Raw genomic sequence first — 22,398 nt, forward strand, 5'->3', positions numbered from 1 at the left:
CACGCGAGACAATGGACCGGCGGGCGACCCTTTCGGCCGCCCCCCTCGCTCATGCAGGAGGTGGATATGGATCGCAAACTGCATCTGCTGGACAGCTTCACGGCCCAGGGGACCGATGGGCGCCTCTACAAGGTCAAGGCCTTCGAGCAACTGGTGCGCGACCCCTCGCTGGCCGATGGCTTGGACCACTGGGAGCCCACGGGAGTGGCCGAACTGCATTTGGACAGTGGCGAGCTCGTGGACATGCGCGCCGATGGGCGCATGCGGGTGGTGGCCACTGGCATGGAACTGGTGCGGCCTTGAACCACCGCCCTCGGCCTCGTCGATAGCCTCAGGGCGCGGCAAATTCACGATCGCCGGCGATCGGTGGTCCGTGCCCCACGCCGCAGCCGAGGGGTGACTGTTACCATGGCGCCTGCTCGAGCCCAGCCACGGGCTCGCAACGGCCGGCGGACCTGGAGGCGACACGGCCTCTTGGATCGGCCCGGCATTGTCTGGCCAGCGAGTAGGCACCATGAAGGACGGCCGTCATTCGTCCGCGATCACGCGGGCGCCATCTCCTTTTGCGCCGGCGCAGGGCATGCGCCGGCGGCTGTTGTGTGGCATGGCGGCAGCGCCAGTGGCGCTGGCCCTGCCGGCGTGGGCCCATGTCAGTGCCGCACGGCCGCCCGAAGGAACTGACCACCCCCTCGGGGGGACACGAGCAAAGCAAGTCTGGGGGTCATTCCATCCTGGCCAGGGGCCCGACACTGCAGACGTTCGCAGGCTGGAGTTTGTGCATCTTCACACCGGCGAGCGCTTGAAGGTCGCGTACTTCGACGCGGGGCAGTACGTGCCCGAGGCGCTGCAAGCCCTCAACCACCTGCTGCGCGACTTTCGCACCGATGAGGTGGCCCCGATCGACCCGGCCTTGTTCGATGTGCTGCATCGGCTGCACGAAGCCACCGGCAGCCGCCGGCCCTTCGAGGTCATCTCCGCCTATCGATCTCCCAAGACGAACGACATGCTGCGCAGCCGCAGTCCTCACAGCGGCGTGGCCCGCACCAGCCTGCACCTGCGAGGGCAGGCGATCGACATCCGCTTGGGCGACGTGGCGCTGCCGCATTTGCGCGAGGCGGCCCTGTCCCTGCGGGCCGGCGGCGTCGGCTATTACGAGCGCTCGAATTTCGTGCACATCGACACCGGCCCCGTGCGCCATTGGTGAGCCAGTGCGCCGCGCGGTCTGGCCCGCCGGGCCTGTGCCCATCGCGGCGACGGGTTCAGCGCAGGCTCACAGCGGCAGCTCGGTGAAATAGCGTCCGCCGTGAAAGATCAGCGGTGCGGCTTCGGGGCGGCGCTGGCAGCGCTCGACCTCGCCGACGAAGATGACATGGTCGCCCTCCTCGTAGCGGCTGCGGTTGAAACACTCGAACAACGCAGCCACGCCTTCGAGCAAAGGGGCGCCGCCGGCGCCTTCCCGCCAGGACAATCCGGCGAAACGATCGATGCCCTTGGTGGCGAAGCGCTCGGCCAGGGCCCTCTGGTCGGCCGCCAGGATGTGGATGGCGTAGTGAGAGCCACGCTCGAAAGCCGGCATCGATCCGGCCAGGCGCGACAGACTCCACAGCACCAGCGGCGGATCGAGCGAGACCGAATTGAAAGAGTTGGCGGTCAGGCCGATCAGCCGTCCCTCGGGCGATCGGGCCGTGACGATGGTCACCCCCGTGGCAAAGCTGCCGAGCGCTTGGCGGAACTCGGCCGCGGAGAAACTGGGAGCAGCGGCTCGGCGGGGAAGATTCACGACATCCATGGCGGCAAGACGCCCATTATTCCCCACCGACGCCCCGACGGGAGCGCGCCAGCCCCCCCTCATTGCGTGGATGATGCACCGATGGTGCGCTCAGAAGCGGTAGTTGACCCCGACACTCAATTGCGGAATGGCGCGCACCTTGCCCACGCCGTCGCGCAGCTCTTGGAGCTCGCGGTCGATGTCGTCCTGCGTCACACCCGCGATATTGGTCGAGGCGCTGACTTTGGCCTTGCCGATCGAGGCGCCCAGGTCGAAGACGAAGCCCCAACCCGCTGCAGCGGGCTGATGGCCGTAGCCGATGCCCAAATAGGGCGTGACGCGCGGGAACTTGATGCGCACATCGAAGCGGTCGCCCGGCGCCGTGACATAGGTGGTGTTGCCGATCTCGATGGTGCCACCATTGCCGCGACCGGTCAGATCGATGCGCATGTCGTTGAAGGTGATGCCGCCGGTCAGCCGAAACCCTCCGCCGAAGACGAACCAGTCCCCGAACACGCCAACACGATGGGCGCGGGCTTTGCCCTCGTAGTCGATGCCTTCTTCGGTGCCGTCGGCATCGATCGTGCCCAGGCTGGCCACGTCGGCACGCAAGCCAAAGTGGGCATTGAGCGGCTGGGCGTAGCCGATCATCACGCCTGGCAGACCGATGTTCCCGTAGAGTTCGCCGGCGTGGGCGCCGGCCACGAGGCAGGCCGCGCTCACACCTGCGATCAGATGCTTGTTCATGCGAGCAGACTCCATGAGGGATCACACAGATGACGATCATCGGCCGGTGTCGCCCGATCTGAAGGGCCACACACCGTCGACCCGGCTCAGATCGTGAAGTCGTACTCGATGGTCAGCGGCGCATGGTCGGAAAAGCGTTGCGCCTTGTAAACACTGGCGGCGCGAGCGGTCTCAGCCACCGCCGCAGTGGCCACGTGGTAGTCGATACGCCAGCCCACGTTCTTGGCCCAGGCCTGCCCCCGATTGCTCCACCAAGTGTAGGCCTCGCCGGTGGCCTCGGGATGGAGGCGGCGGTACACATCGACCAGGCCAATCTCGCCCAGCATGCGCGTGAACCAGGCCCGCTCCTCGGGCAGGAAACCGCTGTTCTTCTGGTTGCTTTTCCAATTCTTGAGGTCGATTTCTTGATGGGCGATGTTCACATCGCCGCACAGCACGAACTCCCGCTCGGCCCGCAAGCGCTGCAGATGGGGAAAGAACTCGTCGAGGAACCGGTACTTGGCCTGCTGGCGCTCGTCCGAGCTGGAGCCGCTGGGAAAGTAGCAACTGATGACGGAGAACTTGCGCGAGGGCGTGTCGAAGCGGGCCTCGACGTAGCGGCCTTCGGGGTCGAACTCGGCCGAACCGAAGCCGATGATCACATCGCTGGGCACGTGGCGGCTGTACAGGCCCACGCCGGAATAGCCCTTCTTCTGGGCACAATGGAACCAGCCCTGCATCCCATGCGGGGCTCGCATCACTGCGGTGAGGTCGCCCTCGTGGGCCTTGATTTCTTGCAGGCAGACGATATCGGCCTGCTGCTGACCCAGCCAGTCGAAGTAGCCCTTGTTCGCCGCCGAGCGGATGCCATTGAGATTGGTGGTGATGATGCGCAACATGGGGCGGGAGCTTACCTTCCCGGCCCGCAGCTTGCTCAGGCGAAGACTTCGGCCTGACTCAGCCAGGCGCCCTGCGCGTCTTTGGCCGACACCTGAGGCGGCACGCCAGCATCGGGCCAATCGATGCCCAGGGTCGGATCGTCCCAGCGGATGCAGCGCTCGGCCTGCGGTGCGTAATAGGCCGTGGTCTTGTAGAGAAAGTCGGCGCTGTCGCTGAGCACCAGGAATCCATGGGCAAAGCCCGGAGGAATCCACAACTGCCGGTGATTGTCCCCGCTGAGCTCCACCCCCACCCACTGGCCAAAGCGTGGACTGGATCGGCGCAGGTCCACCGCCACGTCGAACACCCGGCCGTGCGTGACGCGCACGAGTTTGCCTTGGGCATTGGGGTGGAGCTGGTAGTGCAGTCCGCGCAGCACGCCGCGGCGCGAGCGCGAATGGTTGTCCTGCACGAAATCGACATGGGTGCCGACGGCTTCGTCGAAGACGGACTGCCGAAAGCTTTCGAGGAAGAAGCCGCGTTCATCGCCGAAAACACGCGGCTCGAAGACGAGCACCTCGGGCAAGCGGGTGGCCGTGACGTTCATCAGAACACCTTTTCCGTGAGGAGCTGCAGCAGGTACCGCCCGTAGCCGCTCTTGGCCAAGGGTTCGGCCAGTCGGGCCAGCTGCTCGGCATCGATCCAGCCTTGGCGCCAGGCGATTTCCTCGGGACAGCAGATCTTCAGGCCCTGGCGCTTTTCCAGAGTCTGGATGAACTGGCTGGCCTCGATGAGCGAGTCGTGCGTGCCGGTGTCGAGCCAGGCATCCCCTCGGCCCAACACTTGCACGTCGAGCTCGCCGGCTTGCAGATACAGCCGATTGAGGTCGGTGATCTCGAGTTCACCACGTGCGCTGGGCTGCAGCGTTTTGGCGCGTTCGACCACCTGGGCGTCGTAAAAATACAGGCCCGTCACGGCATACCGGCTCTTGGGCTGCCGCGGCTTTTCTTCCAGACTGATGGCCCGGCCAGCCGCATCGAACTCCACCACCCCGTAGCGCTCGGGGTCGTGCACCGGGTAGGCAAAGACCGTGGCCCCGCGCTGGCGGGCTTGCGCGACCTTCAGGCGTGCAGCCAGATCGTGGCCGTAGAAGATGTTGTCGCCCAGCACCAGTGCGCTGGGCGCACCGGCCAGGAAGCGCTCGCCGATCAGAAACGCCTGGGCCAGGCCATCGGGGCTGGGTTGCACGGCGTACTGCAGGGACACGCCCCAGGCGCTGCCATCGCCCAGCAGTTGCTGAAAGCGCGGCGTGTCCTGCGGCGTGGAAATCACGAGGATCTCGCGAATGCCCGCCAGCATCAGGGCCGACAGCGGGTAGTAGATCATCGGCTTGTCATAGACCGGCAGCAATTGCTTGCTGATCGCCAAGGTGGCCGGATGCAGCCGGGTGCCGGAGCCGCCGGCGAGGATGAGGCCTTTGCGGGTCATGACCACCCCCCGACGGCCGTACCGGCCGCCACCCCCCCAAGGGGGGCCGGGCCTGGCTTGGGACGGCCCGGCGCGGCGGCCCGGGACCACCCCCCAACGGCCACACCGGCCGCCACCCCCCCAAGGGGGGCCGGGCCTGGCTTGGGGCGGCCCGGCGCGGCGGGCCGGGGCGATGCGATGACGTGAGCGTGTGTCATGTGTCGTCGAGCGTTTAGGGCAGGATTTCAGCGAGCATGCGGTCCACCCCTTGCTGCCAGGGCGGCAGGTGCAGGCCGAAGGCTTCGCGCAGGCGGGTGGTGTCGAGACGGGAGTTCAAGGGCCGGCGCGCCGGTGTGGGATACGCATCGGTGGGCACGGGCTCGATGGCCTGCGGCAGCACGCGGATGGGCTGTCCGTGGGCGCGGGCCCGTTCGATGACATGGCGTGCATAGTCGAACCAGTTCGTCTGGCCCGCGGCCACCAGGTGGTACAACCCCGCCAGCTCCGGCCGGGCCTGCACGGTGCGCAAGGCATGCGCTGTCACGTCGGCGATCAAGTCGGCCCCAGTCGGGGCGCCGACCTGGTCGCTCACCACGGTGAGGCGGTCGCGCTGGCTGGCCAGGCGCAGCATGGTCTTGGCAAAGTTGCTTCCCCGGGACGCATAGACCCAGCTGGTGCGGAAAATCAGGCACCGACAACCGCTTTGCATGATGAGCCGCTCGCCTTCGAGCTTGCTGCGGCCGTAGACATTGAGCGGCGCGGTGGGCTCGTCCTCGCGGCGAGGGTGCTCGCCACTGCCGTCGAAGACATAGTCGGTGCTGTAGTGCACCAGCCAGGCGCCCATGGCCTTGGCCTCGCGGGCCAGCACGGCAGGGGCGGTGGCATTGAGCAAGGTGGCCTGCGCGGGTTCGCTCTCGGCACGGTCCACCGCGGTGTAGGCCGCGGCATTGACGATCACGTCCGGGCGTAGCGTGCGCACCGTGCAGGCCAAGCCGTCGAGCTGCGCCAAATCCCCACACAAGCCGTCCAGGCCCTGGCGATCGAGCGCCACCAGCTGGCCCAGCGGGGCCAGCGCGCGCTGCAGCTCCCAGCCGAGCTGACCGTTTTTTCCCAAGAGCAGCAGCTTCATGCGACCTTGGCGTGGGCCGACGGGTACTGCGTGGCCATCCATTCGCGGTAGGCGCCGCTTTGCACCTGAGCCACCCACTGGGGGTGATCGAGATACCACTGCACGGTCTTGCGGATGCCGGTGGCGAAGGTTTCGGCCGGTCGCCAGCCGAGCTCGCGCTCGATCTTGCGCGCATCGATGGCGTAGCGTCGGTCATGGCCGGGGCGGTCCTTCACGAAGGTGATGAGCCGGCTGTAAGGCCCGGCCGGATCGGGCCGCAGTTCGTCGAGCAAGGCGCACACGGTGCGCACGATCTCGAGGTTGGTCATTTCATTGCAGCCGCCAACGTTGTAGGTCTCGCCCACACGGCCACGCGCCAGCACGGTACGAATGGCGCTGCAATGGTCTTTGACATAGAGCCAATCGCGCACGTTCGAGCCATCGCCATAAACCGGCAGTGGCTTGCCGGCCAGGGCATTGACGATCATCAGCGGGATGAGTTTTTCGGGGAAGTGATAGGGGCCGTAGTTGTTCGAGCAGTTCGTGGTGAGCACCGGCAGGCCATAGGTGTGAAACCAGGCCCGCACGAGATGGTCGCTGGCGGCCTTGCTGGCCGAATAGGGGCTGTTGGGCTGGTAAGGATGGCTTTCGGTGAAGGCCGGGTCTTGCGGCCCCAGGGACCCATAGACCTCGTCGGTGGAGACATGGAGAAAGCGGAAGGCCGCCTGCTCGTCGGCCGGCAAGGCCTGCCAATGGGTGCGGGCCGCCTCCAGCAGCGTGAAGGTGCCTTGCACATTGGTGCGGATGAAGGCAGCCGGGCCATGGATGGAGCGGTCCACATGGCTTTCGGCCGCGAAGTGCACGATGGCGCGCGGCCGGTGCACAGCCAGCAGCCGATCGAGCAAGGCACGGTCGCAAATGTCGCCATGGACGAAGACATGGCGGGGGTCGCCGCGCAGGCTGTCGAGGTTGTGCAAATTGCCCGCGTAGGTGAGGGCGTCCAGGTTGAGCACGGGCTCGTCACTGTGTGCGAGCCAATCCAGCACGAAGTTGCTGCCGATGAAGCCGGCGCCGCCGGTGACGAGGATCATGGGTGAAAGCCTGCCTGATGAAATGAGTGCTCGGCACGCCGTGCCGTGCCATGACCCCGTATTGTGCGAGGCCGGCGTGCGTCGGCCAACCGTCGACCACCCCCATGTCGGGGATGCAGGCTGCGCCGGCCCCCAGCTGTGGGGCCCCAGCCCGGCGCCCATGGCCCGGCCTGGGAGCCAAGGGGATAATCCGCGCCATGGTGCCCACCGCAGCCTGGGCACCCCCCTACGTTTGCGGAGATTGCATTGAAAATCGCTATCATCGGATCGGGTTATGTCGGCCTGGTCACGGGGGCTTGCTTTGCCGACTTGGGCATCCATGTCACCTGCATCGACATCGACGAGGACAAGGTGCGTCGCCTGCAGCAAGGCGAAGTGCCCATCTACGAGCCGGGACTGGAAGCACTGATCCGCCCGGCCTTGGCCAACGGTCGGCTGCATTTCACCAGCGATGTGCGCGCAGGCGTGGCCGGGCGCGAAGTGGTGTTCATTGCCGTAGGCACCCCTTCGGACGAAGACGGCTCGGCCGATTTGCGCCACGTGCTGGCAGCGGCCCGCTCGCTGGCCGAAGCCATCGACGGCTTCACGGTGGTGGTGGACAAAAGCACGGTGCCGGTGGGCACGGCCGACCGGGTGCGCGAGGAGATCGCCGCGGTGCTGCGCCGCCGGGGCGTGACGCATGAATTCGCGGTCGTCTCCAACCCGGAGTTCCTGAAGGAAGGCGCGGCCGTGGCCGACTTCATGCGGCCCGACCGCATCGTGCTGGGCCTGCCCGGTGGTGAGCTGGGCCGCCGCGCGCGCGAAGTGATGGACCGGCTGTACGAGCCGCTGCAACGCAACCATCCGCGCACGATCTACATGGATGTGCGTTCGGCCGAACTCACCAAATACGCCGCCAACGCGATGCTGGCCACACGCATCAGCTTCATGAACGAGCTGGCCAATCTGGCCGATGCCGTGGGCGCCGACATCGAAGCCGTGCGTGTGGGCATTGGCTCGGACTCGCGCATCGGTTACGACTTCTTGTACGCTGGCACGGGCTATGGCGGCTCGTGCTTCCCGAAGGACACGCGCGCGATTTTGCACACCGCGCGCGAGCATGGCGTGCAGTTGCAAGTGATTGGCGCCGTCGAACAAGTCAACGAGCGTCAAAAGCGGGTGCTGGTGCGCAAGATCACCGCGCGCCTGGGCGAGAACCTGAACGGCCGCCGCTTCGCGCTATGGGGCCTGGCCTTCAAACCCAACACGGACGACATGCGGGATGCCCCCAGTCGGGTGATCATCCGCGAGCTGCTGGTGCGCGGGGCGGAGGTGACCGCCTACGACCCGGTGGCCACGAAGGAGGCGCAACGCGTGCTGCGGCAAGATCTGGCCGACCTGCCCGGCGGGTTCGAGCGGGTGCGCTTCGTCGAGACGCCCGATGCGGCCTTGCCTGGCGCCGATGCCCTGGTGATTGCCACCGAATGGAAAATTTTCCGCAGCCCCGACTTCGGCGCGCTGCGCTCGCAGCTCAAGCAGCCGCTGGTGTTCGATGGGCGGAACCTGTATGCGCCCCAACGCATGCTTGAAGAAGGCATCGAATACCACGCCATCGGCCGGCCCATGCCGCAACGCTAAGACGGTGGCTCTTCGGCGTCCAGCCAGTGGGCGCAGCCATGTTGCAGGATGCGCCGGCGCAGCGCGGGCGTGGCCCCACGCACGCGCAAGGGCTGCCCGCTGAGCAGTTGATGGGCCTGCACGAGCAACAACAAGCCCATGGCTTGGGGGTCGAGATCGCGCAGGCCAGACAGCTCGATCTCCAGCGGCTGCGGCCTGTGCAAAGCCTGCTTGAATGCCTGGCGCAGCGGCTCGATGGTCAGCCCACAGGCCACACCGGCCAGCCGCACACGCTGGCCCCCCTCCTCCGCCATGGGCTCGACTCGCACGTCCAGCGCGGGGCAACCGCGCCAACGCCTGCGCGCCCACCACAGCGGCAGCAAGCAGCCCGTCAGCAGTGGCAGCGCGGCCGCGGCATCGCGCGCATAGCGCTTCCACAGCGCAGGCTCTTGCAGGATCCGCCACAGCCATTCCAAGCCCAGATGTCGCCAGGCCGCCGGCGCGCGGCGCACCGTGCCGGCCTGGAAGTTGACCACCGCCCCGAGATGACTGATGAGCGGGGCGTGCAGCTGCGGGTGGTTGTGCGCGATCCAGGCCTGCCCTTTCTGGGCACCCAGGGCCACGACGATGAAATCCGCCCCGCTCGCATTGATGCGCGCCCAGGTCTGCGGCGTGCTCATCGACTCGAGCGACCCAAAGCCCGGGGACTCGAAGCCCACGCAGCGCAAGCCCCCTGCGCGCGCATTGAGGCGCTCGCAAGCCGCCTGAGCCGCCCCCTCGGGGCCGCCGAAGAAATAGACCTTGAGCGGCGCGGCCGCGTCCTCACGGCTCAAGGCCTCGAACAGATCCGAGCCGGCCACCCGCTGGCGCAGCGGCAGCCCCAGCAGCCGCGCCGCCCACACCAGGGGCATGCCATCGGCCAGGCTGAGCTGGCTCATCAACACCGAACGTCGGAACGCGGCATCCTTGCGCGCGGCGATCACGAAGTTCAGGTTCGGCGTGGACACCCAGCAGCGTCGCCCGCTGCGTGCGGCCTCGCGCAGCGCCTGCACGGCGCCGGGCAGGTCGATGACGTCGAAGGGCAGGCCCCACAGGCAGACCACCCGGCGGTCCAGGTCGATGACCGGCGCACGAGCCGGTGTGGACAGCGCGCTGACCTCGCCCGGCATCAGTCCACACGCCCGTAGTGGTCCTCGAAGCGCACGATGTCGTCCTCGCCGAGATAGGCGCCGGACTGCACCTCGATGATCTCCAGCGGCAGCTTGCCTGGATTGGCCAGGCGGTGGCGCTGGCCCAAAGGAATGTAGGTGGACTGGTTTTCGGTGAGCAAGAAGGTGCGGTCTTCGCAGGTGACCTCGGCCGTGCCGCGCACGACGATCCAATGCTCGGCGCGGTGGTGGTGCATTTGCAGGCTCAGCCGCGCCCCCGGGTTGACGACGATGCGCTTGACTTGGAAGCGCTCGCCAGCGTCGATGGCGTCGTACCAGCCCCAGGGCCGGTAGACCTTGCGATGCTGCAACGCCTGTTGGTCGCCGTTGCGGCGCAAACGCTCGACGATCTTCTTGACCGACTGGGTGTGGGCCTTGTTGGCCACCAAGACCGCATCGGGCGTCTCGACGACGACGGCATCCTCCATCCCCACGGTGGCCACCAGCCGTGAGTGGGCCATCACCAAGCTGTTGCGGGTGTCTTCAAGCAGTGCCGGGCCGCGCACCGCATTGCCGTGCTCGTCCTTGTCGGCCACGGCCCACAGGGCATCCCAGGCGCCCACATCGGACCAGCCCACGCTCATGGGCACCACCACGCCGGCACCGAGATCCGGGTGCGCGGCCAGCTTTTCCATCACGGCGTAATCGATGGAGTCCGTCGGGCAGGCTTCGAAGGCGGCACGATCCACCCGCAGGAAGTCGAGGTCCCGGCGCGCACCGGCCACCGCCTGCTCGCAAGCGGCCAGGATCGCCGGCGCGAGCCGCTGAACCGCACGGCGCCAGGTCGAGGCCCGCAACAAGAAGATGCCGGCGTTCCAAAAGTACTCGCCACTGGCCACGTAGGCGGCCGCCTGTGGCGCATCGGGCTTCTCGACGAAGGCGTCGATGCGGCAAGCCCGCCCCGTCTGACTCAAGCGCTGGCCAGCCCGGATGTAACCGTAGCCCGTCTCAGGCCGGTCGGGCACGACGCCGAAGGTGACCAAAGCGCCCTGCCCGGCCGGCGGCACGCCCTCCATGACGGCTCGTCCAAACGCGCTCACATCGCGCACGACATGGTCCGACGGCATGACCAGCAGCAAGGGATCGTCGCCGTCGGCCAAGGCGGTCAATGCAGCCAGCGTGAGCGCCGGTGCAGTGTTGCGTCCGGTGGGCTCCAGCAGGATGCGCGAGGGCACCCCCACTTGGCGCAGTTGCTCGGCGATGACGAAGCGGTATTCCTCGTTGGCCACCACCAGCGCAGGCCCCACGTGCAATGCGTCCAGCCCCTGCAGCCGCTGCGCCGTGGCCTGCAGCAAGGAGTCGTCGCCCAGCAAGGCCAGCAGCTGCTTCGGGTAATGCTCTCGGGAAGCCGGCCACAGGCGGGTGCCTGAGCCGCCACACAGGATGACGGGTTGAATCTGCATGCGCGCAAGATAGCAGGAACGGTCCGCATTGGACCGCCTGGCCTGCGCGCTGTCACCCCCGCCATTGCGGGATGCGCCCCTTCAAGGGGTGGCCTCGCCCAGCAAGCGGCGCGTGTGCTCGCGGTATTCGCTCGGGGGCATGCCGTAGCGCGACTTGAACACGCGGCTGAAATGCGCCAAATTGGCAAAGCCATGGGCCAGCGCGATCTCGGTGACCGAGCGGCGCGTCGGGCGCAGCAGTTCGCGCCGACAAGCCTCCAGGCGCTCGCGCAAGATGTAGCCGGCCACGCCCTCGGCTTCGTCCGAGAAGGCGTTGTACAGATGGCGCCGACTGCAGTTCAAAGCCGCCGCAATGGCCTCCACGTTCAGTCCCGGATCACCCAGGCGGGCGGCCACCAGCTGCTTGATGCGCTCTCTCAAGGCCTCTCGCTGGGACATCGCCGTGGCCCGCCCGGCCAGCTCCAGCAGCGACAAATGCACAAACTGCGTGATCGCCTCGCCCGCAGCGCGCGCGGCCTCGTCATGCATGCCGGGCAGCTCCCGATAGACGCTGCGCATGGTTTCCAGTGCCAAGCGGGCCACCCCTCCATGGCCGCCGAGTCGCCGCGCCATCAGCTCGTCCAAGGCCAGCCCACGCTCCAGCAGGTGCGCCTTGGGCACCATCACGATGAGATGCTCCACGCGCACCGGGTTGGCCACCGCGTAGGTCTCGGTGGTGTCGTAAATGCTCCATTGCCCCGGCGTGACCCAGGCCAGCCGGCCCTGTTGCTCGACACCGGCGCAGCCGCTGTACGGCGCCACGATCTTGAGGTAGCCGTGGTCGCTGCTGCGCGCTTTGTCGCGCGAGCGCATGACACGGTGGCGATTGGCCTCCAATCGCGTGAGAATGACCGCACCGGCATGGGCGCTGACCATGCGTCCGTCGAAGTCGGTGTCGCCGTAGACGTCGGACTCCAGGCCGCAGAAGAGCCGGCTGATCCACTCCGACCAAAAGGGCACCCGCTCGCGCGGCGCCACTTCATCGGTGTTCATCATCACGGTGGGCATGGGCTGAGCTCCTGAGTCGCAGCTGCTCATTATTCGAGGGCCGCTGGGCCCTGCAAAGGCTATCGAGCCCATAGCGCGGGTAAATCCCCAGCCGGTGTGCACGGATCGTCAAACCGCTTTGCATGCTCGGCAAAGCAGCCTGGCGGCCGTCTTCCTACCATCGCAGCTGGCTGTCGTTGGTGCAGCGCCACGACCAGACCCCCACAAGGAAAAGGAGACTGCCATGTCCTCGTCGAACGACCGTCCCTGCCGCCGCCACCCGGCTGCTGCCGTGAGCCGACGCACCGCCGTGCAAGCCTTGGCCGCTGGCGCCGCCACCGTGGCCCTCCCGGCCTTGGCGCAGGCCTCCGCCGGCGCCGTGCGCATCGGCTACGCCATCGCCCGCACCGGCCCTTGGGCGCCCGGCGCCCAGGTCAGCCAGGAGCCGAACTACCTGCTGTGGGCCGAGCAGGTCAATGCCGCCGGGGGTCTGGACGTGCAAGGCCGCAAACGCCCCATCGAATTGGTCAGCTCCGACGACCGCAGCGATATCGAAACCTGCGTGCGCTCTTACCAAAAACTCATGGGCAGCGACAAGGTCGACCTCATCTTGCCGCCCTGGGGCAGCAATGCCAATTTCGCCGTGGCCCCGCTGGCCAACCGCTTCGGCTACCCGATGCTCGCGCCCACGGCCTTGTCGCGCAAGCTCATCGACATGAACTTGCCCTACTTCTTCTCCTTGCTGCAACAGCCCGACCGCATGATGTCGGCCTTGGTGGACATGTTGCAGGCCCAAGGCGCCAAAACGGTGGCCATTCTGTACATGGATGACCTGTTCGGGCTGGAGAACTTCGCGGCCCTGAACAACGCCTTGAAGACCAGCAGCCTGCAAGTGGTCGAGCGCAAGAGCTATCCGCTCGGCGTCAAAGACCTCGCCCCGGTGCTGCGTGGCATCAAAGACCTCAACCCCGACGCTTTCATCGGCATCACCTACCCCCCCGACACGCTGTTGGCCAGCCGGCAGAGCAAGGAGATCGGCTTCAACCCGCGCTTCTTCTACTGTTCGGTGGGAACGGCCTTCCAGCTCTACCGCAATGTGATGGGCGCCAGTGCCGAAGGCGTGCTGGGCATGGGCTCATGGAACGCCAAGACCAGCCCCGCGGCCAAAGCCTATTTCGAGGCCCACGTGGCCAAATTCGGCGCACAAAAAGAGCCCGACCGTTGGGCCAGCGGTCATTGCTGGGCCGGGTTGCAAATCCTGCAAGCGGCCGTGGCCAAGGTGGGGCTGGACCGCAAGGCCATCCGCGATTACGTGGCACGCACCGAACACGACACCCTCATCGGCAAGATCCGGTTCACCGGCAGCGAGAACACCGCCACGCCCGGCACGGTGGGCCAATGGCAAAAGGGTGAGTTCGAGGTGGTGTGGCCGCGCAGCATGGCCACCGCGCCTTTGCTGGCGCACAAGCCGGCCTGGGTGTGAGTCGGGCCCATGTCTTTGAGTGCCTGGCTTGAGTTGATGGCCTCCGGTCTCATCACCGGGGGCATCTACGCCTTGGTGGCGCTTGGCCTGAACCTTCAGTACGGCTTGATGCGCATCCTCAACATCGCGCACGGCGAGTTCCTGATGGTGGGCGCTTTTCTCACCTGGCTGATGCACACGCAGTTCGGCCTCTCGCCGCTGCTGATGCTGCCGGTGAGCTTCGCGCTGCTGATGGGCGTGGGGCTCATCGTGCACCGGCTGTGGTTCCGACCGCTTGCGGCCACCTCCCCCAACCTCGATGTCTTCGAAGCGCGTGGCCTGATGGTGTGCTTCGGCCTGCTGTTCCTGGTGCAGAACTTTGCCTCGCTGATCTGGGGCGGCGACCTGCGCGGCTACGACTACCTCACCCAGCCCGTGGCCGTGGGCGGCGCGCAGTTCGCCGCCAACAAACTGGTGGTCTTTGGCCTGGCCCTGTCGTTGAGTGGCGTGCTCATCGTGCTGCTGCGCACCACCTTGCTCGGCAAAGCCGTGCGTGCGCTGATGCAATCGCCCGTCGGGGCTCAGTTGGTGGGCATCGACACGCAGCGACTGCACCCACTGATGTTCGGCATCGGCCTGGGCCTGTCGGGCGTGGCCGGCTGCCTGCTGTCGATGACTTATGCGATCACGCCCTCGATGGGAGAGCCGTATACCGTCACCGCCCTCATCGTCATCACGCTGGGCGGCTTCGGCAGCATGAGCGGCGCGTTGGCCGGTGGATTGCTGCTGGGCGTGATCGAGGCGCTGGGCATGCATTTCACCAATCCGTCTTTGAAATCTTTGCTGAGCTACGCCGTGTTCATCACCGTGCTGCTACTGCGGCCCAACGGGCTGTTCAAGAAATGAAGGATCGAAGCTATCTCAGGCGCGATGCCCTCACGCTGCTGGCCCTGCTCGGCGTGGCCCTGGTCGTGGCTCGGTGGGGCAGCGAGTTCGTGCTGTCGCTCACGCTCACCTGCCTGATGTACATCGCGCTGTCGTCGAGCTGGGCGCTGTTTTGCGGCACCACCCGTTATCTGTCGCTGGCCACCGCGGCCTTCTTCGGCATCGGCGCCTACACCAGCGCCATCGTGCTGGCCCAGGTCTCGTGGCTGTCGGCCGTGGCCTTGGGAGCGTTGTTCGCCGCCGCCGTCGCAGTGGTGATGGGCGCTGCCGTGCTGCATCTGAGGGGCACCTACTTTGCAGTGCTCACCTTCGGCATGACCGAGCTGATCCGGCATGCCATCACCTACTTCGAAAAGCAAGTCACGGGCACGGTGGGCCGCGTGTTGGTCGTGGTGCCCGAGGATGACACGGTTTACTTCACGGTGCTGGGGCTGGCCGTGTTGGCACTGATCACGGCCATCGTCGTGCGGCGCAGCCGCTTCGGTTTGGCCCTGGTGGGCATCGGGGCCGACGAGCAGCGCGCTCAGACCCTGGGCGTGAACACCCGGCTGGTGAAGATCGGCGGCTTTGCGCTGACGGCGGCCTTCGCCGGCGCCGTGGGCGCGGCCATGTCGGTGCGCTGGACTTACATCGACCCGACCACCGTCTTCAACCCCTTCATCGGCTTTCAGACCGTGCTGATCGCGCTCATCGGCGGCGCGGCCACGCTGTGGGGACCGCTGATCGCCGCCATCGTGTTCAGCCTGCTGGCTGAGACCCTGCGCCTGCAGCTGCCGCAGCTGTACATGATGTCACTGGGCCTGCTGCTCATCCTGTGTGTGCTCTACCTGCCTGGCGGCCTGGCCTCGGTGCGCTGGCACACCGTCGGGACGTGGTGGCGCCACAGTCGCTGGTGGTCGAAGGAGCCGCACCATGGCTGAAGTCTTGCTCGAAGCCCGCGGTGTGACGGTGCGCTTTGGCGGCCTGACCGCCGTGGACCAGGTCGATGCGCACTTCCACGCCGGTGAGCTGGTGGGCATCATCGGGCCCAATGGGGCGGGCAAGACCACCTTCTTCAATGCCATCTCCGGTGTGATCGCACCCACCCGTGGGCAGCTCGTGGCGCAGGGACATGATCTGACCGGCGCCAAGCCGCATGCCTATGCCCACCACGGCATCGCACGCACCTTTCAGACGCCACGCGTCTTTGCCGAACTGCCGGTGGCAGCCAACATCGACTTCGGACTGCAATTCGCCGGCCGCCGCCGCGACGCCTCGCCGCTGTTGCGGGATACGGGCAGCATCCTCGAGGTGATCGGACTGTCGGCCCAGGCCGCCCAGCCGGCGGCCACCCTCACGCCTTCGCAGCAGCGCCTGCTGGAAATCGGCATGGCCTTGGCCACGCGACCGCGCATGCTGCTGCTGGACGAGGTGGCCGCCGGCCTCACCGAGGCGGAAGTCGAGCACATGGCCCGCCTGATCCGGCGGCTGCGTGACGAATTGAATCTGACGGTGGTGTGGATCGAGCACGCGGTGACGACCTTGCTGCGTCATGTCGAGCGCGTGCTGGTGCTGCACCAAGGACGCAAGATCGCCGATGGCCCGCCGCGCGAGGTGGTGCGCCACCCCGAGGTGATCGAAGCCTACCTGGGAGACGAAATGGCCGAGGTTGTGGCATGAGGAACGACTTGGCTCAGGCCCCAAGCGCGGGCCGCAAGCTCGCCCACCTCAAAGTCGAGGGGCTGAGCGCCGGCTATGGCGGCTTCTTGGTGCTGCGCGATCTGACGCTCGAAGCTCGACCCGGCCTGACCGTGATCCTGGGCCCCAACGGCGCGGGCAAGACCACGCTGCTGAAGGCCATCGCCGGACTGATCCCACGCACTGGCACCGTCTTGCTCGATGACGAGGCCCTGCCCGTGGGCCGCCCCGACGAGATCGTGCGCCGCGGGCTGAGCCTGGTGCCCGAGGGCCGCCAGCTCTTTGCCCAGATGACCGTGAGAGAAAACCTCGAGCTCGGCGGCTGGCTGGTGGACAAGGCCGAGCGCGCGAGGCGTCTGGCTCAAGCCTTCAAAGACTTTCCCAGACTTGCCGAACGCGCGCAGCAACTGGCCGGCACGATGAGCGGCGGCGAGCAGCAGATGGTGGCCGTGGCGCGCGCCATGATGAGCGCACCGCGCCTGCTGATGCTCGATGAGCCCTCGCTCGGTCTGGCGCCGCGCATGGTCGATGAATTGCTGGCCATCGCACGGCGCATCGCCGACGCCGGCACCACCGTGTTGATGGTCGAGCAAAACGTCCGCAAAGCCCTGGCAGTGGCCGATTGGGGCTATGTGCTCGAACGTGGCGTCCTCGTGGCCAGCGCGACCGCCTCGTTGCTGTCGCGCTCCACGGTGATCCGCCAGGCCTACCTGGGAGGCCCGTCGGGGGCCTCCTGCTCGTCTTCGTCCTCTGCCTCCGACACGAAGGAGAAGTCCATGTCCGACCTGTCCATGCTCATCAACGGCCTGGCCGTTTCCGCCGAGAAGGGTGCCACCTTCGAACGTCGCAACCCGCTCGATGGCAGCGTGGCCACGCGCGCGCCTGCGGCCAGCACTGCCGATGCCATCGCAGCCGTGGAAGCCGCCGCGCAAGCCTTCAAGACCTGGAGCCAGACCGGCCCTGGCGAACGTCGCACGCTCCTGCTGAAAGCCGCTGACGCGCTGGAGGCCAAGACCCCCGAATTCATGGAAGCCGTGCCCGCCGAAACCGGCGCCACCGGCATGTGGGCTCACTTCAATGTCTTCCTGGCCGCCAGCATGTTGCGCGAAGCCGCCGCCCTGACCACGCAAATCACCGGCGAGTTGATCCCCTCGGACGTGCCGGGGTCCTTGGCCATGGGCGTGCGCCAGCCCGCCGGCGTGGTGCTGGGCATCGCCCCATGGAACGCCCCGATCATCTTGGGCGTGCGCGCCATCGCCACACCACTGGCCTGCGGGAACACCGTCATCCTCAAGGGATCGGAGAACTGCCCGCGCACCCACCAACTCATCATCCAGGCGCTGCAAGACGCAGGCTTCCCGCCCGGCGTGGTGAACTACATCACCAACGCCCCTGCCGATGCCGGCGCCGTGGTCGAAGCCATGGTGGCGCATCCGGCGGTCAAGCGGGTGAACTTCACCGGCTCCACCAGGGTCGGCAAGATCATTGCGATGACCTGCGCCAAGTACCTCAAGCCGGTGGTGTTGGAGTTGGGCGGCAAGGCCCCCATCGTGGTGCTCGACGATGCCGATCTGGACGATGCGGTCAATGCCACGGCCTTCGGCGCCTTTGCAAACTCTGGCCAGATCTGCATGAGCACCGAGCGCATCATCGTGGATGAGAAGATCGCCGAGGACTTCATCACCAAGCTGGTGGCCAAGGCCCGCGGGCTCCCCCTGGGCGACCCGCGTCAAAGCGACCCAGTGGTGCTGGGCTCGGTCATCGGCATGGGCACCGTGGAGCACTGCAATGCCCTGATCGACGACGCGCTGGCCAAGGGGGCCCGCCTGCTGTGCGGCGGCAAAGCAGACAACACCCTGATGCCGGCCACGCTGCTGGACCACGTGACGCCGGACATGAGGATCTACCGCGAGGAGACCTTCGGTCCGGTCAAGTGCATCGTGCGGGTCAAGGGTGTGGAAGAGGCCATCGCCTGCGCGAACGACAATGAATACGGATTGTCGGCTGCGGTCTTCGGGCGTGACATTGCACGCGCCATGCAGGTGGCGCGGCGCATCGAGTCCGGCATCTGCCACATCAACGGCCCCACCGTGCACGACGAAGCGCAAATGCCCTTTGGCGGGGTCAAAGCCAGCGGCTATGGCCGCTTCGGCGGCAAGGCCGGTGTGGCCGAGTTCACCGAACTGCGCTGGATCACCGTGCAAACGGCTCCACGCCACTATCCTTTCTGATCGCACGAGACCCACCGCAAGGCGCGGGCCGCACCGCACGCGCCGATCGAACGGCAGACGGCCTGCGGCAGCCCCGCCCCCGGCGGGCTGCCTTCCAAGGAGCTATCGGCCCGCGCGGCGCGGCTGCAGCGCCCGCGCCAGCGGCGCATCACGTCGATAGACATCGTCGGCAAAGCGCACGGGCGCCCCGGCGGCCTCGGCCCAGGCCGTGAGGTATACCAAGGCCACCGACACCGGCGATTCGAGCCGCACGTATTGCGACGCCGCGGCATCGTCTCGCATCGCCGCGGCCACCCGCTGCGCATTCCACGGGGGTTGATCACGCAGCAGCCAAGTCGCCAGGGCGGCGGGCTCTTGCACGCGCACGCAGCCGTGGCTGAAGTCGCGACGCTCGCGCAGGAAAAGGCCGCGCGAGGGCGTGTCGTGCAGGTAGATGGCCTCGTCATTGGGCATCATGAATTTCACGGCGCCCAGGGCATTGGCTGGCCCGGGTTTTTGGCGCAAGCGCAGGCTGCCCGCGCGCAGCCCCGCCAGCGCCTCGGCCCCGAAAGGCACCACCGGCGAGTGGTCCGACGCTGCGGCCACCACTTCTTTGTCGTGGCGCTGCAGATAGCCCGGGTCCGCTTCGAGGCGCGGCAGTTCTTCTTCGCGCAGGATGCTGGGAGGCACGTTCCAGTAGGGACGGAACACCAGGTAGCGCAGCTCCTCCATCATGGAGGGCGTGGGGTGTTTGCCGCTGCGGCCCACGATCACCCTCGACTCCAGCACCGGCGCCTCGGTGGCATCGGCATAGGCCCACAAACGGAACATCGGCACATTGACCACGATGAGCGGCCGGCCCGGCACGAAGGGCATCCAGCGCAGCCGCTCCAGGCTCAATTCGACCTGGCGCACACGCTGCCACAGCGGAACGTTGAGCGCCGCCACGGTCGACGGTCCGATGACGCCATCGTCGTTCAGTCCATGACGAGCCTGAAAGCGCCGCACGGCCGGCTCCCAGGCCGGGTCATACATGTCCGGGTCGCCAGAGGCGGGCGCATCGCCTGGCAGCTCGCCCAAAAAGCGCAGCCGCTCGAAGACCTGCCGGGCCTGGGGATGCGACTGGCCAGGGCGCAAGCCGGGGCGAAACACCGGCAATGCGACTTGCCTTTCCCGCGCTGCCTGGGCCCGCAGTGCGGGCAAGGTCACACGCAGGGCCTCGTAGGCCGGCCAGGCGGGGCGCAGGGCCTGCAAGGCGCTGGCCAGCCGGCCGCCCTCCAGGGCGTGATGCAACACGGCGGCGAAGTCGGGCACCACGGTCGCAGGCCGACGCTTCCAGCCATCTCGGCGCGGATCGACCCGGCCCAAGTGCAGATCGCGCAGCAAGCGCAGCACGGCCAGACTCAAACGCACATCGAGCGCCGACACGTCGGCAGCCTCGGCGTTGGGGGCTGCATCGAGTGCGGCACCAACGGCCCGGGCGAGTTCATGCGCCTGGTAGTCGGCGGGGTGCAATCCATCGTCCTCGGCGGCGGCCAGCACCGACAGCGCCTCGGCCAACCCAGGACGCGCCCGGCCCTGGGCATCGAACCACCGCCAGCCGCGAGGGCCCAATGCGTAGAAGCGCCGCAGGGCCTCGGCCTCGGCCGGCGCCACGGGCGCAGCCCAGACCGACTCGGGATGCTCAAGCCATGGGGTCGGCAGCGGTGCTGCCACGGTGCGAGGCACCGTGACGATGCCGGCACAGACGGCCACACAAATCGCAAGACACAAAGCAGATCGACGCATGGGGTGCCAAGGGTAACGCCGATGCCGGCTTTGACGGCATCCCCCGAATCGGCGAGCCTGAGCCTTGGCCGCGGTGGCACGATGCGGCCGGCCGCGCCGCTTCGCCACGGATGCGCAAGATGCGCATGCAAGGCCCTCAAGCGGCCGCCGCTGGCGTGAGCAGCCGCTCGATGAGCTCACGCACGCTGCGAATTTGATCCCCAAAGGGCAACGCACCCACGCCGCGGAAAAACAGGCCCTTCTTCACATCGCCTCGCAAGGCCGCGGCCAGTTGATGGTCGATGCAAAACTGGCCCCAGCCCGGCCGTCCATCGCGCAGCCCACATTGGGCCAGGCAATCGAAGGCCTTGGTGCAGCGACGCTTGGCGCGTGCGGCGGCTTGCAGTTTGGCCTCGATGCCCAAATAAGCTTTGAGCCAAGGGGTGAGCACCGCGCGCGCGGGCAGACCAGCCACGCTGGTGAACTCGACCATGTCCTCCTCGCGGGCTTGTGCCAGCACCCGTTTGAACTCCGGGTGTGCATCGCCTTCTTCGGTCACGGCAAACGGGGTGCCCAGCTGCACGGCGCTGGCCCCCAGCGACTGCACGCGGGCGATGTCGGCATGCGTGCGAATGCCCCCGGCGGCAATGAGCGGGATCTCCCGCTCGATGCCGGCCTTGTGCAGGAACTCGCGGGTTTCGGGCAAGACCCGCTCGAAATCGAATCGGGGGTCGTTCAGATCGGCGACCTTGGCAGCGCCCAGATGGCCCCCGGCCAGACGCGGATGCTCGATCACGATCGCATCGGGCAGACGCTTTTTGCGCTCCCACTTCTTCACCAGGAGCTGCACGCCGCGGCTGTCCGACAAGATGGGGATGAGCAGAGCCTTCGGATGGTCTTGCGCCAAATCGGGCAGGTCCAGCGGCAAGCCAGCACCCACCACGATGGCGTCGATACCCGCTTCCAATGCACGCTTGACGCTAGCGGCATATTGGCTGACCGCGCGCATGACGTTCATCGCCAACAAACCTCGGCCAGCACTGCGCTTGCGAGCCGCGGCCACCTCGCGGTCGATGGCTTCGAGGTTGGCCGCATCGATGGCCTGCTTGGCCGCTTCGCCGCTGCCCAAGCCACGGGTGCGCTCCATCAGGTCGGGATGGTGACGGCGCAGGTCCACGCTGCTGAGCGTGCCCACACCGCCCAGCGCAGCCACGCTGCCGGCCAAACGATGGGCGGACACCCCCACCCCCATGCCGCCCTGGACGATGGGCAACAGACGCCGCCCCCGCAGGCGTAGCGCCGACAGGCCGCTGCGCTCGAGCAGCCCGGCCAATGCAGGTTCGACACAAGACGCGACTTCAGACATGAACACACCGCTCGATGGAGAGGGTGAGAAGGTAAGCGCATCTCGTCAGTCGTGACTTGAGCCTGCTCAATGAACGATCGTCGATGCAGCACGAGCACCGGCGGCTTGGCGCGTGAGACGACGTTGCCGGTGGACCAGGCCGGCACAACGCCACCGGCGGGCACATCGACCCCATGCACCTCACCGACTTCGATCACCTGGGGCTGCCCATGCAATGCCCCATGACCTTGACGGCCACCTGACAACCCCATCCGGGCGTGCGACTTGAACGACCACACGCGCCCGCATCCCTCAGGACAAACCCGCGCAATAAGGTGGACGTAAGCCGGGCCGGTCACATTGCATTGCGTCGATGCAGCGTCGCGTGCTGCCACACGTTGGGACGGGCGGCGCCATCCACGCCCGCAATGCAATTTCTCGTTTCGAGAGGAGACACTCGATGGACAACAACAACGCGCAGGCTTACTGGTCGGCCACTCTGAGGTTGCTGACCAAGGTGCTGCTGATCTGGGCCCTGGTGTCCTATGGGGCCGGCATCTTGTTCGCCCCGGCCCTCAATGCCATTCATCTCGGGGGCTATCCCCTGGGTTTCTGGTTCGCCCAACAAGGGTCGATCTACATCTTCATCGCGCTGATCTTCTGGTACGCCAAGAAGATGAAGCAGATCGACCGCCAATTCGGCATGCAGGAAGACTGATC

General features: G+C 67.0%; 21 protein-coding genes and 1 pseudogene. 10 read left to right on the forward strand and 12 right to left on the reverse strand.

Annotated elements, in window-relative coordinates:
* The first annotated feature begins 66 nt into the window (after window positions 1-66).
* Window positions 67-303 carry a hypothetical protein gene (locus tag CTA01S_RS06195; RefSeq protein WP_157451310.1) on the forward strand — a complete coding sequence of 79 codons (237 nt, stop codon included), beginning with the start codon at window positions 67-69 and terminating at the stop codon, window positions 301-303.
* Between the two features lie 301 nt (window positions 304-604).
* Window positions 605-1,204, forward strand: coding sequence for a peptidoglycan L,D-endopeptidase MepK (gene mepK / locus CTA01S_RS06200; RefSeq protein WP_259370075.1), 600 nt, complete (start codon window positions 605-607; stop codon window positions 1,202-1,204).
* A 66-nt stretch (window positions 1,205-1,270) separates the two neighbouring features.
* On the opposite strand, the gene CTA01S_RS06205 is transcribed toward mepK, so the two are convergent.
* From CTA01S_RS06205 to rfbB, 7 genes are all read right to left on the reverse strand, one after another.
* Complete coding sequence (locus tag CTA01S_RS06205; protein ID WP_062193388.1) at window positions 1,271-1,789, reverse strand: flavin reductase family protein; 519 nt, start codon at window positions 1,787-1,789, stop codon at window positions 1,271-1,273.
* Window positions 1,790-1,879: 90 nt separating this feature from the next.
* Window positions 1,880-2,515 carry a hypothetical protein gene (locus CTA01S_RS06210; RefSeq protein WP_062193393.1) on the reverse strand — a complete coding sequence of 212 codons (636 nt, stop codon included), beginning with the start codon at window positions 2,513-2,515 and terminating at the stop codon, window positions 1,880-1,882.
* Window positions 2,516-2,601: 86 nt separating this feature from the next.
* On the reverse strand, window positions 2,602-3,393 hold the full coding sequence (locus CTA01S_RS06215) for an exodeoxyribonuclease III (protein WP_019561186.1): 792 nt from the start codon (window positions 3,391-3,393) through the stop codon (window positions 2,602-2,604).
* Between the two features lie 35 nt (window positions 3,394-3,428).
* Window positions 3,429-3,980 carry a dTDP-4-dehydrorhamnose 3,5-epimerase gene (rfbC, locus tag CTA01S_RS06220; RefSeq protein ID WP_062193397.1) on the reverse strand — a complete coding sequence of 184 codons (552 nt, stop codon included), beginning with the start codon at window positions 3,978-3,980 and terminating at the stop codon, window positions 3,429-3,431.
* Window positions 3,980-4,861 (reverse strand): glucose-1-phosphate thymidylyltransferase RfbA, encoded by an 882-nt coding sequence (gene rfbA / locus CTA01S_RS06225; RefSeq protein ID WP_019561188.1) that lies wholly within the window; start codon window positions 4,859-4,861, stop codon window positions 3,980-3,982. The genes rfbC and rfbA overlap by 1 nt, the downstream gene beginning before the upstream one ends.
* A 211-nt stretch (window positions 4,862-5,072) precedes the next feature.
* Window positions 5,073-5,969, reverse strand: a complete 897-nt coding sequence (gene rfbD / locus CTA01S_RS06230; protein ID WP_019561189.1) for a dTDP-4-dehydrorhamnose reductase — start codon at window positions 5,967-5,969, stop codon at window positions 5,073-5,075.
* Window positions 5,966-7,039 (reverse strand): dTDP-glucose 4,6-dehydratase, encoded by a 1,074-nt coding sequence (rfbB, locus tag CTA01S_RS06235; protein WP_062193401.1) that lies wholly within the window; start codon window positions 7,037-7,039, stop codon window positions 5,966-5,968. Before rfbB ends, rfbD begins: the two co-directional genes overlap by 4 nt.
* Window positions 7,040-7,285: 246 nt before the next feature.
* Between rfbB and CTA01S_RS06240 the strand changes: the two genes are divergently transcribed.
* The gene (locus CTA01S_RS06240; protein WP_019561191.1) at window positions 7,286-8,656 is read left to right on the forward strand and encodes a UDP-glucose dehydrogenase family protein; all 1,371 of its coding nucleotides are present in this window, start codon (window positions 7,286-7,288) and stop codon (window positions 8,654-8,656) included.
* Here the strand turns inward: CTA01S_RS06240 and CTA01S_RS06245 are convergent.
* The 3 genes from CTA01S_RS06245 to CTA01S_RS06255 all read right to left on the reverse strand — a co-directional run bounded on the left by CTA01S_RS06245 (window position 8,653) and on the right by CTA01S_RS06255 (window position 12,293).
* Entirely contained in the window at window positions 8,653-9,804 is a 1,152-nt protein-coding gene (locus tag CTA01S_RS06245) for a WecB/TagA/CpsF family glycosyltransferase (protein WP_084362318.1), read from the reverse strand. The two genes, CTA01S_RS06240 and CTA01S_RS06245, sit on opposite strands and share 4 nt — an antisense overlap.
* Window positions 9,804-11,246, reverse strand: coding sequence for a mannose-1-phosphate guanylyltransferase/mannose-6-phosphate isomerase (locus CTA01S_RS06250; RefSeq protein ID WP_062193404.1), 1,443 nt, complete (start codon window positions 11,244-11,246; stop codon window positions 9,804-9,806). Before CTA01S_RS06250 ends, CTA01S_RS06245 begins: the two co-directional genes overlap by 1 nt.
* 81 nt (window positions 11,247-11,327) lie before the next feature.
* On the reverse strand, window positions 11,328-12,293 hold the full coding sequence (locus CTA01S_RS06255) for an AraC-like ligand-binding domain-containing protein (protein WP_019561194.1): 966 nt from the start codon (window positions 12,291-12,293) through the stop codon (window positions 11,328-11,330).
* 223 nt (window positions 12,294-12,516) lie between these two features.
* On the opposite strand from CTA01S_RS06255, the gene CTA01S_RS06260 reads away from it, so the two are divergent.
* From CTA01S_RS06260 to CTA01S_RS16865, 6 genes and pseudogenes are all read left to right on the forward strand, one after another.
* Window positions 12,517-13,755, forward strand: a complete 1,239-nt coding sequence (locus CTA01S_RS06260; protein WP_019561195.1) for an amino acid ABC transporter substrate-binding protein — start codon at window positions 12,517-12,519, stop codon at window positions 13,753-13,755.
* A 9-nt stretch (window positions 13,756-13,764) separates the two neighbouring features.
* Window positions 13,765-14,640, forward strand: a complete 876-nt coding sequence (locus CTA01S_RS06265; protein WP_062193408.1) for a branched-chain amino acid ABC transporter permease — start codon at window positions 13,765-13,767, stop codon at window positions 14,638-14,640.
* Window positions 14,637-15,599 (forward strand): branched-chain amino acid ABC transporter permease, encoded by a 963-nt coding sequence (locus tag CTA01S_RS06270; RefSeq protein ID WP_062193411.1) that lies wholly within the window; start codon window positions 14,637-14,639, stop codon window positions 15,597-15,599. Before CTA01S_RS06265 ends, CTA01S_RS06270 begins: the two co-directional genes overlap by 4 nt.
* Window positions 15,592-16,338: an ABC transporter ATP-binding protein gene (locus tag CTA01S_RS06275; protein WP_062193415.1), complete on the forward strand. Its 747-nt coding sequence runs from the start codon at window positions 15,592-15,594 to the stop codon at window positions 16,336-16,338. The genes CTA01S_RS06270 and CTA01S_RS06275 overlap by 8 nt, the downstream gene beginning before the upstream one ends.
* Window positions 16,335-16,847: pseudogene (locus tag CTA01S_RS16860) on the forward strand (ABC transporter ATP-binding protein); the annotation flags it as partial. The gene CTA01S_RS06275 and the pseudogene CTA01S_RS16860, both read left to right, overlap by 4 nt.
* 285 nt (window positions 16,848-17,132) lie before the next feature.
* Window positions 17,133-18,587: an aldehyde dehydrogenase gene (locus CTA01S_RS16865; protein ID WP_062193607.1), complete on the forward strand. Its 1,455-nt coding sequence runs from the start codon at window positions 17,133-17,135 to the stop codon at window positions 18,585-18,587.
* A gap of 102 nt (window positions 18,588-18,689) precedes the next feature.
* On the opposite strand, the gene CTA01S_RS06285 is transcribed toward CTA01S_RS16865, so the two are convergent.
* Both CTA01S_RS06285 and CTA01S_RS06290 read right to left on the reverse strand, forming a co-directional pair.
* Window positions 18,690-20,354, reverse strand: a complete 1,665-nt coding sequence (locus tag CTA01S_RS06285) for a L,D-transpeptidase family protein (RefSeq protein WP_084362319.1) — start codon at window positions 20,352-20,354, stop codon at window positions 18,690-18,692.
* 136 nt (window positions 20,355-20,490) lie between these two features.
* Window positions 20,491-21,699 carry an NAD(P)H-dependent flavin oxidoreductase gene (locus CTA01S_RS06290; RefSeq protein ID WP_062193422.1) on the reverse strand — a complete coding sequence of 403 codons (1,209 nt, stop codon included), beginning with the start codon at window positions 21,697-21,699 and terminating at the stop codon, window positions 20,491-20,493.
* Between the two features lie 439 nt (window positions 21,700-22,138).
* Between CTA01S_RS06290 and CTA01S_RS06295 the strand changes: the two genes are divergently transcribed.
* Window positions 22,139-22,396, forward strand: coding sequence for a DUF4212 domain-containing protein (locus CTA01S_RS06295; RefSeq protein WP_062193425.1), 258 nt, complete (start codon window positions 22,139-22,141; stop codon window positions 22,394-22,396).
* Window positions 22,397-22,398: the final 2 nt, after the last annotated feature.

Source organism: Caldimonas taiwanensis NBRC 104434 (assembly GCF_001592165.1).
GTDB lineage: Bacteria > Pseudomonadota > Gammaproteobacteria > Burkholderiales > Burkholderiaceae_C > Caldimonas > Caldimonas manganoxidans.

Excerpts from the sequence above, each read along its gene's own strand:
- rfbA (WP_019561188.1), bottom strand. The coding sequence starts at position 4,861 with ATGACCCGCAAAGGCCTCATCCTCGCCGGCGGCTCCGGCACCCGGCTG.
- CTA01S_RS06275 (WP_062193415.1), top strand. The coding sequence starts at position 15,592 with ATGGCTGAAGTCTTGCTCGAAGCCCGCGGTGTGACGGTGCGCTTTGGC.
- CTA01S_RS06290 (WP_062193422.1), bottom strand. The coding sequence starts at position 21,699 with ATGTCTGAAGTCGCGTCTTGTGTCGAACCTGCATTGGCCGGGCTGCTC.
- mepK (WP_259370075.1), top strand. The coding sequence starts at position 605 with ATGGCGGCAGCGCCAGTGGCGCTGGCCCTGCCGGCGTGGGCCCATGTC.
- CTA01S_RS06215 (WP_019561186.1), bottom strand. The coding sequence starts at position 3,393 with ATGTTGCGCATCATCACCACCAATCTCAATGGCATCCGCTCGGCGGCG.
- rfbD (WP_019561189.1), bottom strand. The coding sequence starts at position 5,969 with ATGAAGCTGCTGCTCTTGGGAAAAAACGGTCAGCTCGGCTGGGAGCTG.
- CTA01S_RS16865 (WP_062193607.1), top strand. The coding sequence starts at position 17,133 with ATGTCCGACCTGTCCATGCTCATCAACGGCCTGGCCGTTTCCGCCGAG.
- CTA01S_RS06245 (WP_084362318.1), bottom strand. The coding sequence starts at position 9,804 with ATGCCGGGCGAGGTCAGCGCGCTGTCCACACCGGCTCGTGCGCCGGTC.
- rfbC (WP_062193397.1), bottom strand. The coding sequence starts at position 3,980 with ATGAACGTCACGGCCACCCGCTTGCCCGAGGTGCTCGTCTTCGAGCCG.
- CTA01S_RS06205 (WP_062193388.1), bottom strand. The coding sequence starts at position 1,789 with ATGGATGTCGTGAATCTTCCCCGCCGAGCCGCTGCTCCCAGTTTCTCC.
- CTA01S_RS06250 (WP_062193404.1), bottom strand. The coding sequence starts at position 11,246 with ATGCAGATTCAACCCGTCATCCTGTGTGGCGGCTCAGGCACCCGCCTG.
- CTA01S_RS06270 (WP_062193411.1), top strand. The coding sequence starts at position 14,637 with ATGAAGGATCGAAGCTATCTCAGGCGCGATGCCCTCACGCTGCTGGCC.
- CTA01S_RS06295 (WP_062193425.1), top strand. The coding sequence starts at position 22,139 with ATGGACAACAACAACGCGCAGGCTTACTGGTCGGCCACTCTGAGGTTG.
- rfbB (WP_062193401.1), bottom strand. The coding sequence starts at position 7,039 with ATGATCCTCGTCACCGGCGGCGCCGGCTTCATCGGCAGCAACTTCGTG.
- CTA01S_RS06265 (WP_062193408.1), top strand. The coding sequence starts at position 13,765 with ATGTCTTTGAGTGCCTGGCTTGAGTTGATGGCCTCCGGTCTCATCACC.
- CTA01S_RS06195 (WP_157451310.1), top strand. The coding sequence starts at position 67 with ATGGATCGCAAACTGCATCTGCTGGACAGCTTCACGGCCCAGGGGACC.
- CTA01S_RS06285 (WP_084362319.1), bottom strand. The coding sequence starts at position 20,354 with ATGCGTCGATCTGCTTTGTGTCTTGCGATTTGTGTGGCCGTCTGTGCC.
- CTA01S_RS06210 (WP_062193393.1), bottom strand. The coding sequence starts at position 2,515 with ATGAACAAGCATCTGATCGCAGGTGTGAGCGCGGCCTGCCTCGTGGCC.
- CTA01S_RS06255 (WP_019561194.1), bottom strand. The coding sequence starts at position 12,293 with ATGCCCACCGTGATGATGAACACCGATGAAGTGGCGCCGCGCGAGCGG.
- CTA01S_RS06260 (WP_019561195.1), top strand. The coding sequence starts at position 12,517 with ATGTCCTCGTCGAACGACCGTCCCTGCCGCCGCCACCCGGCTGCTGCC.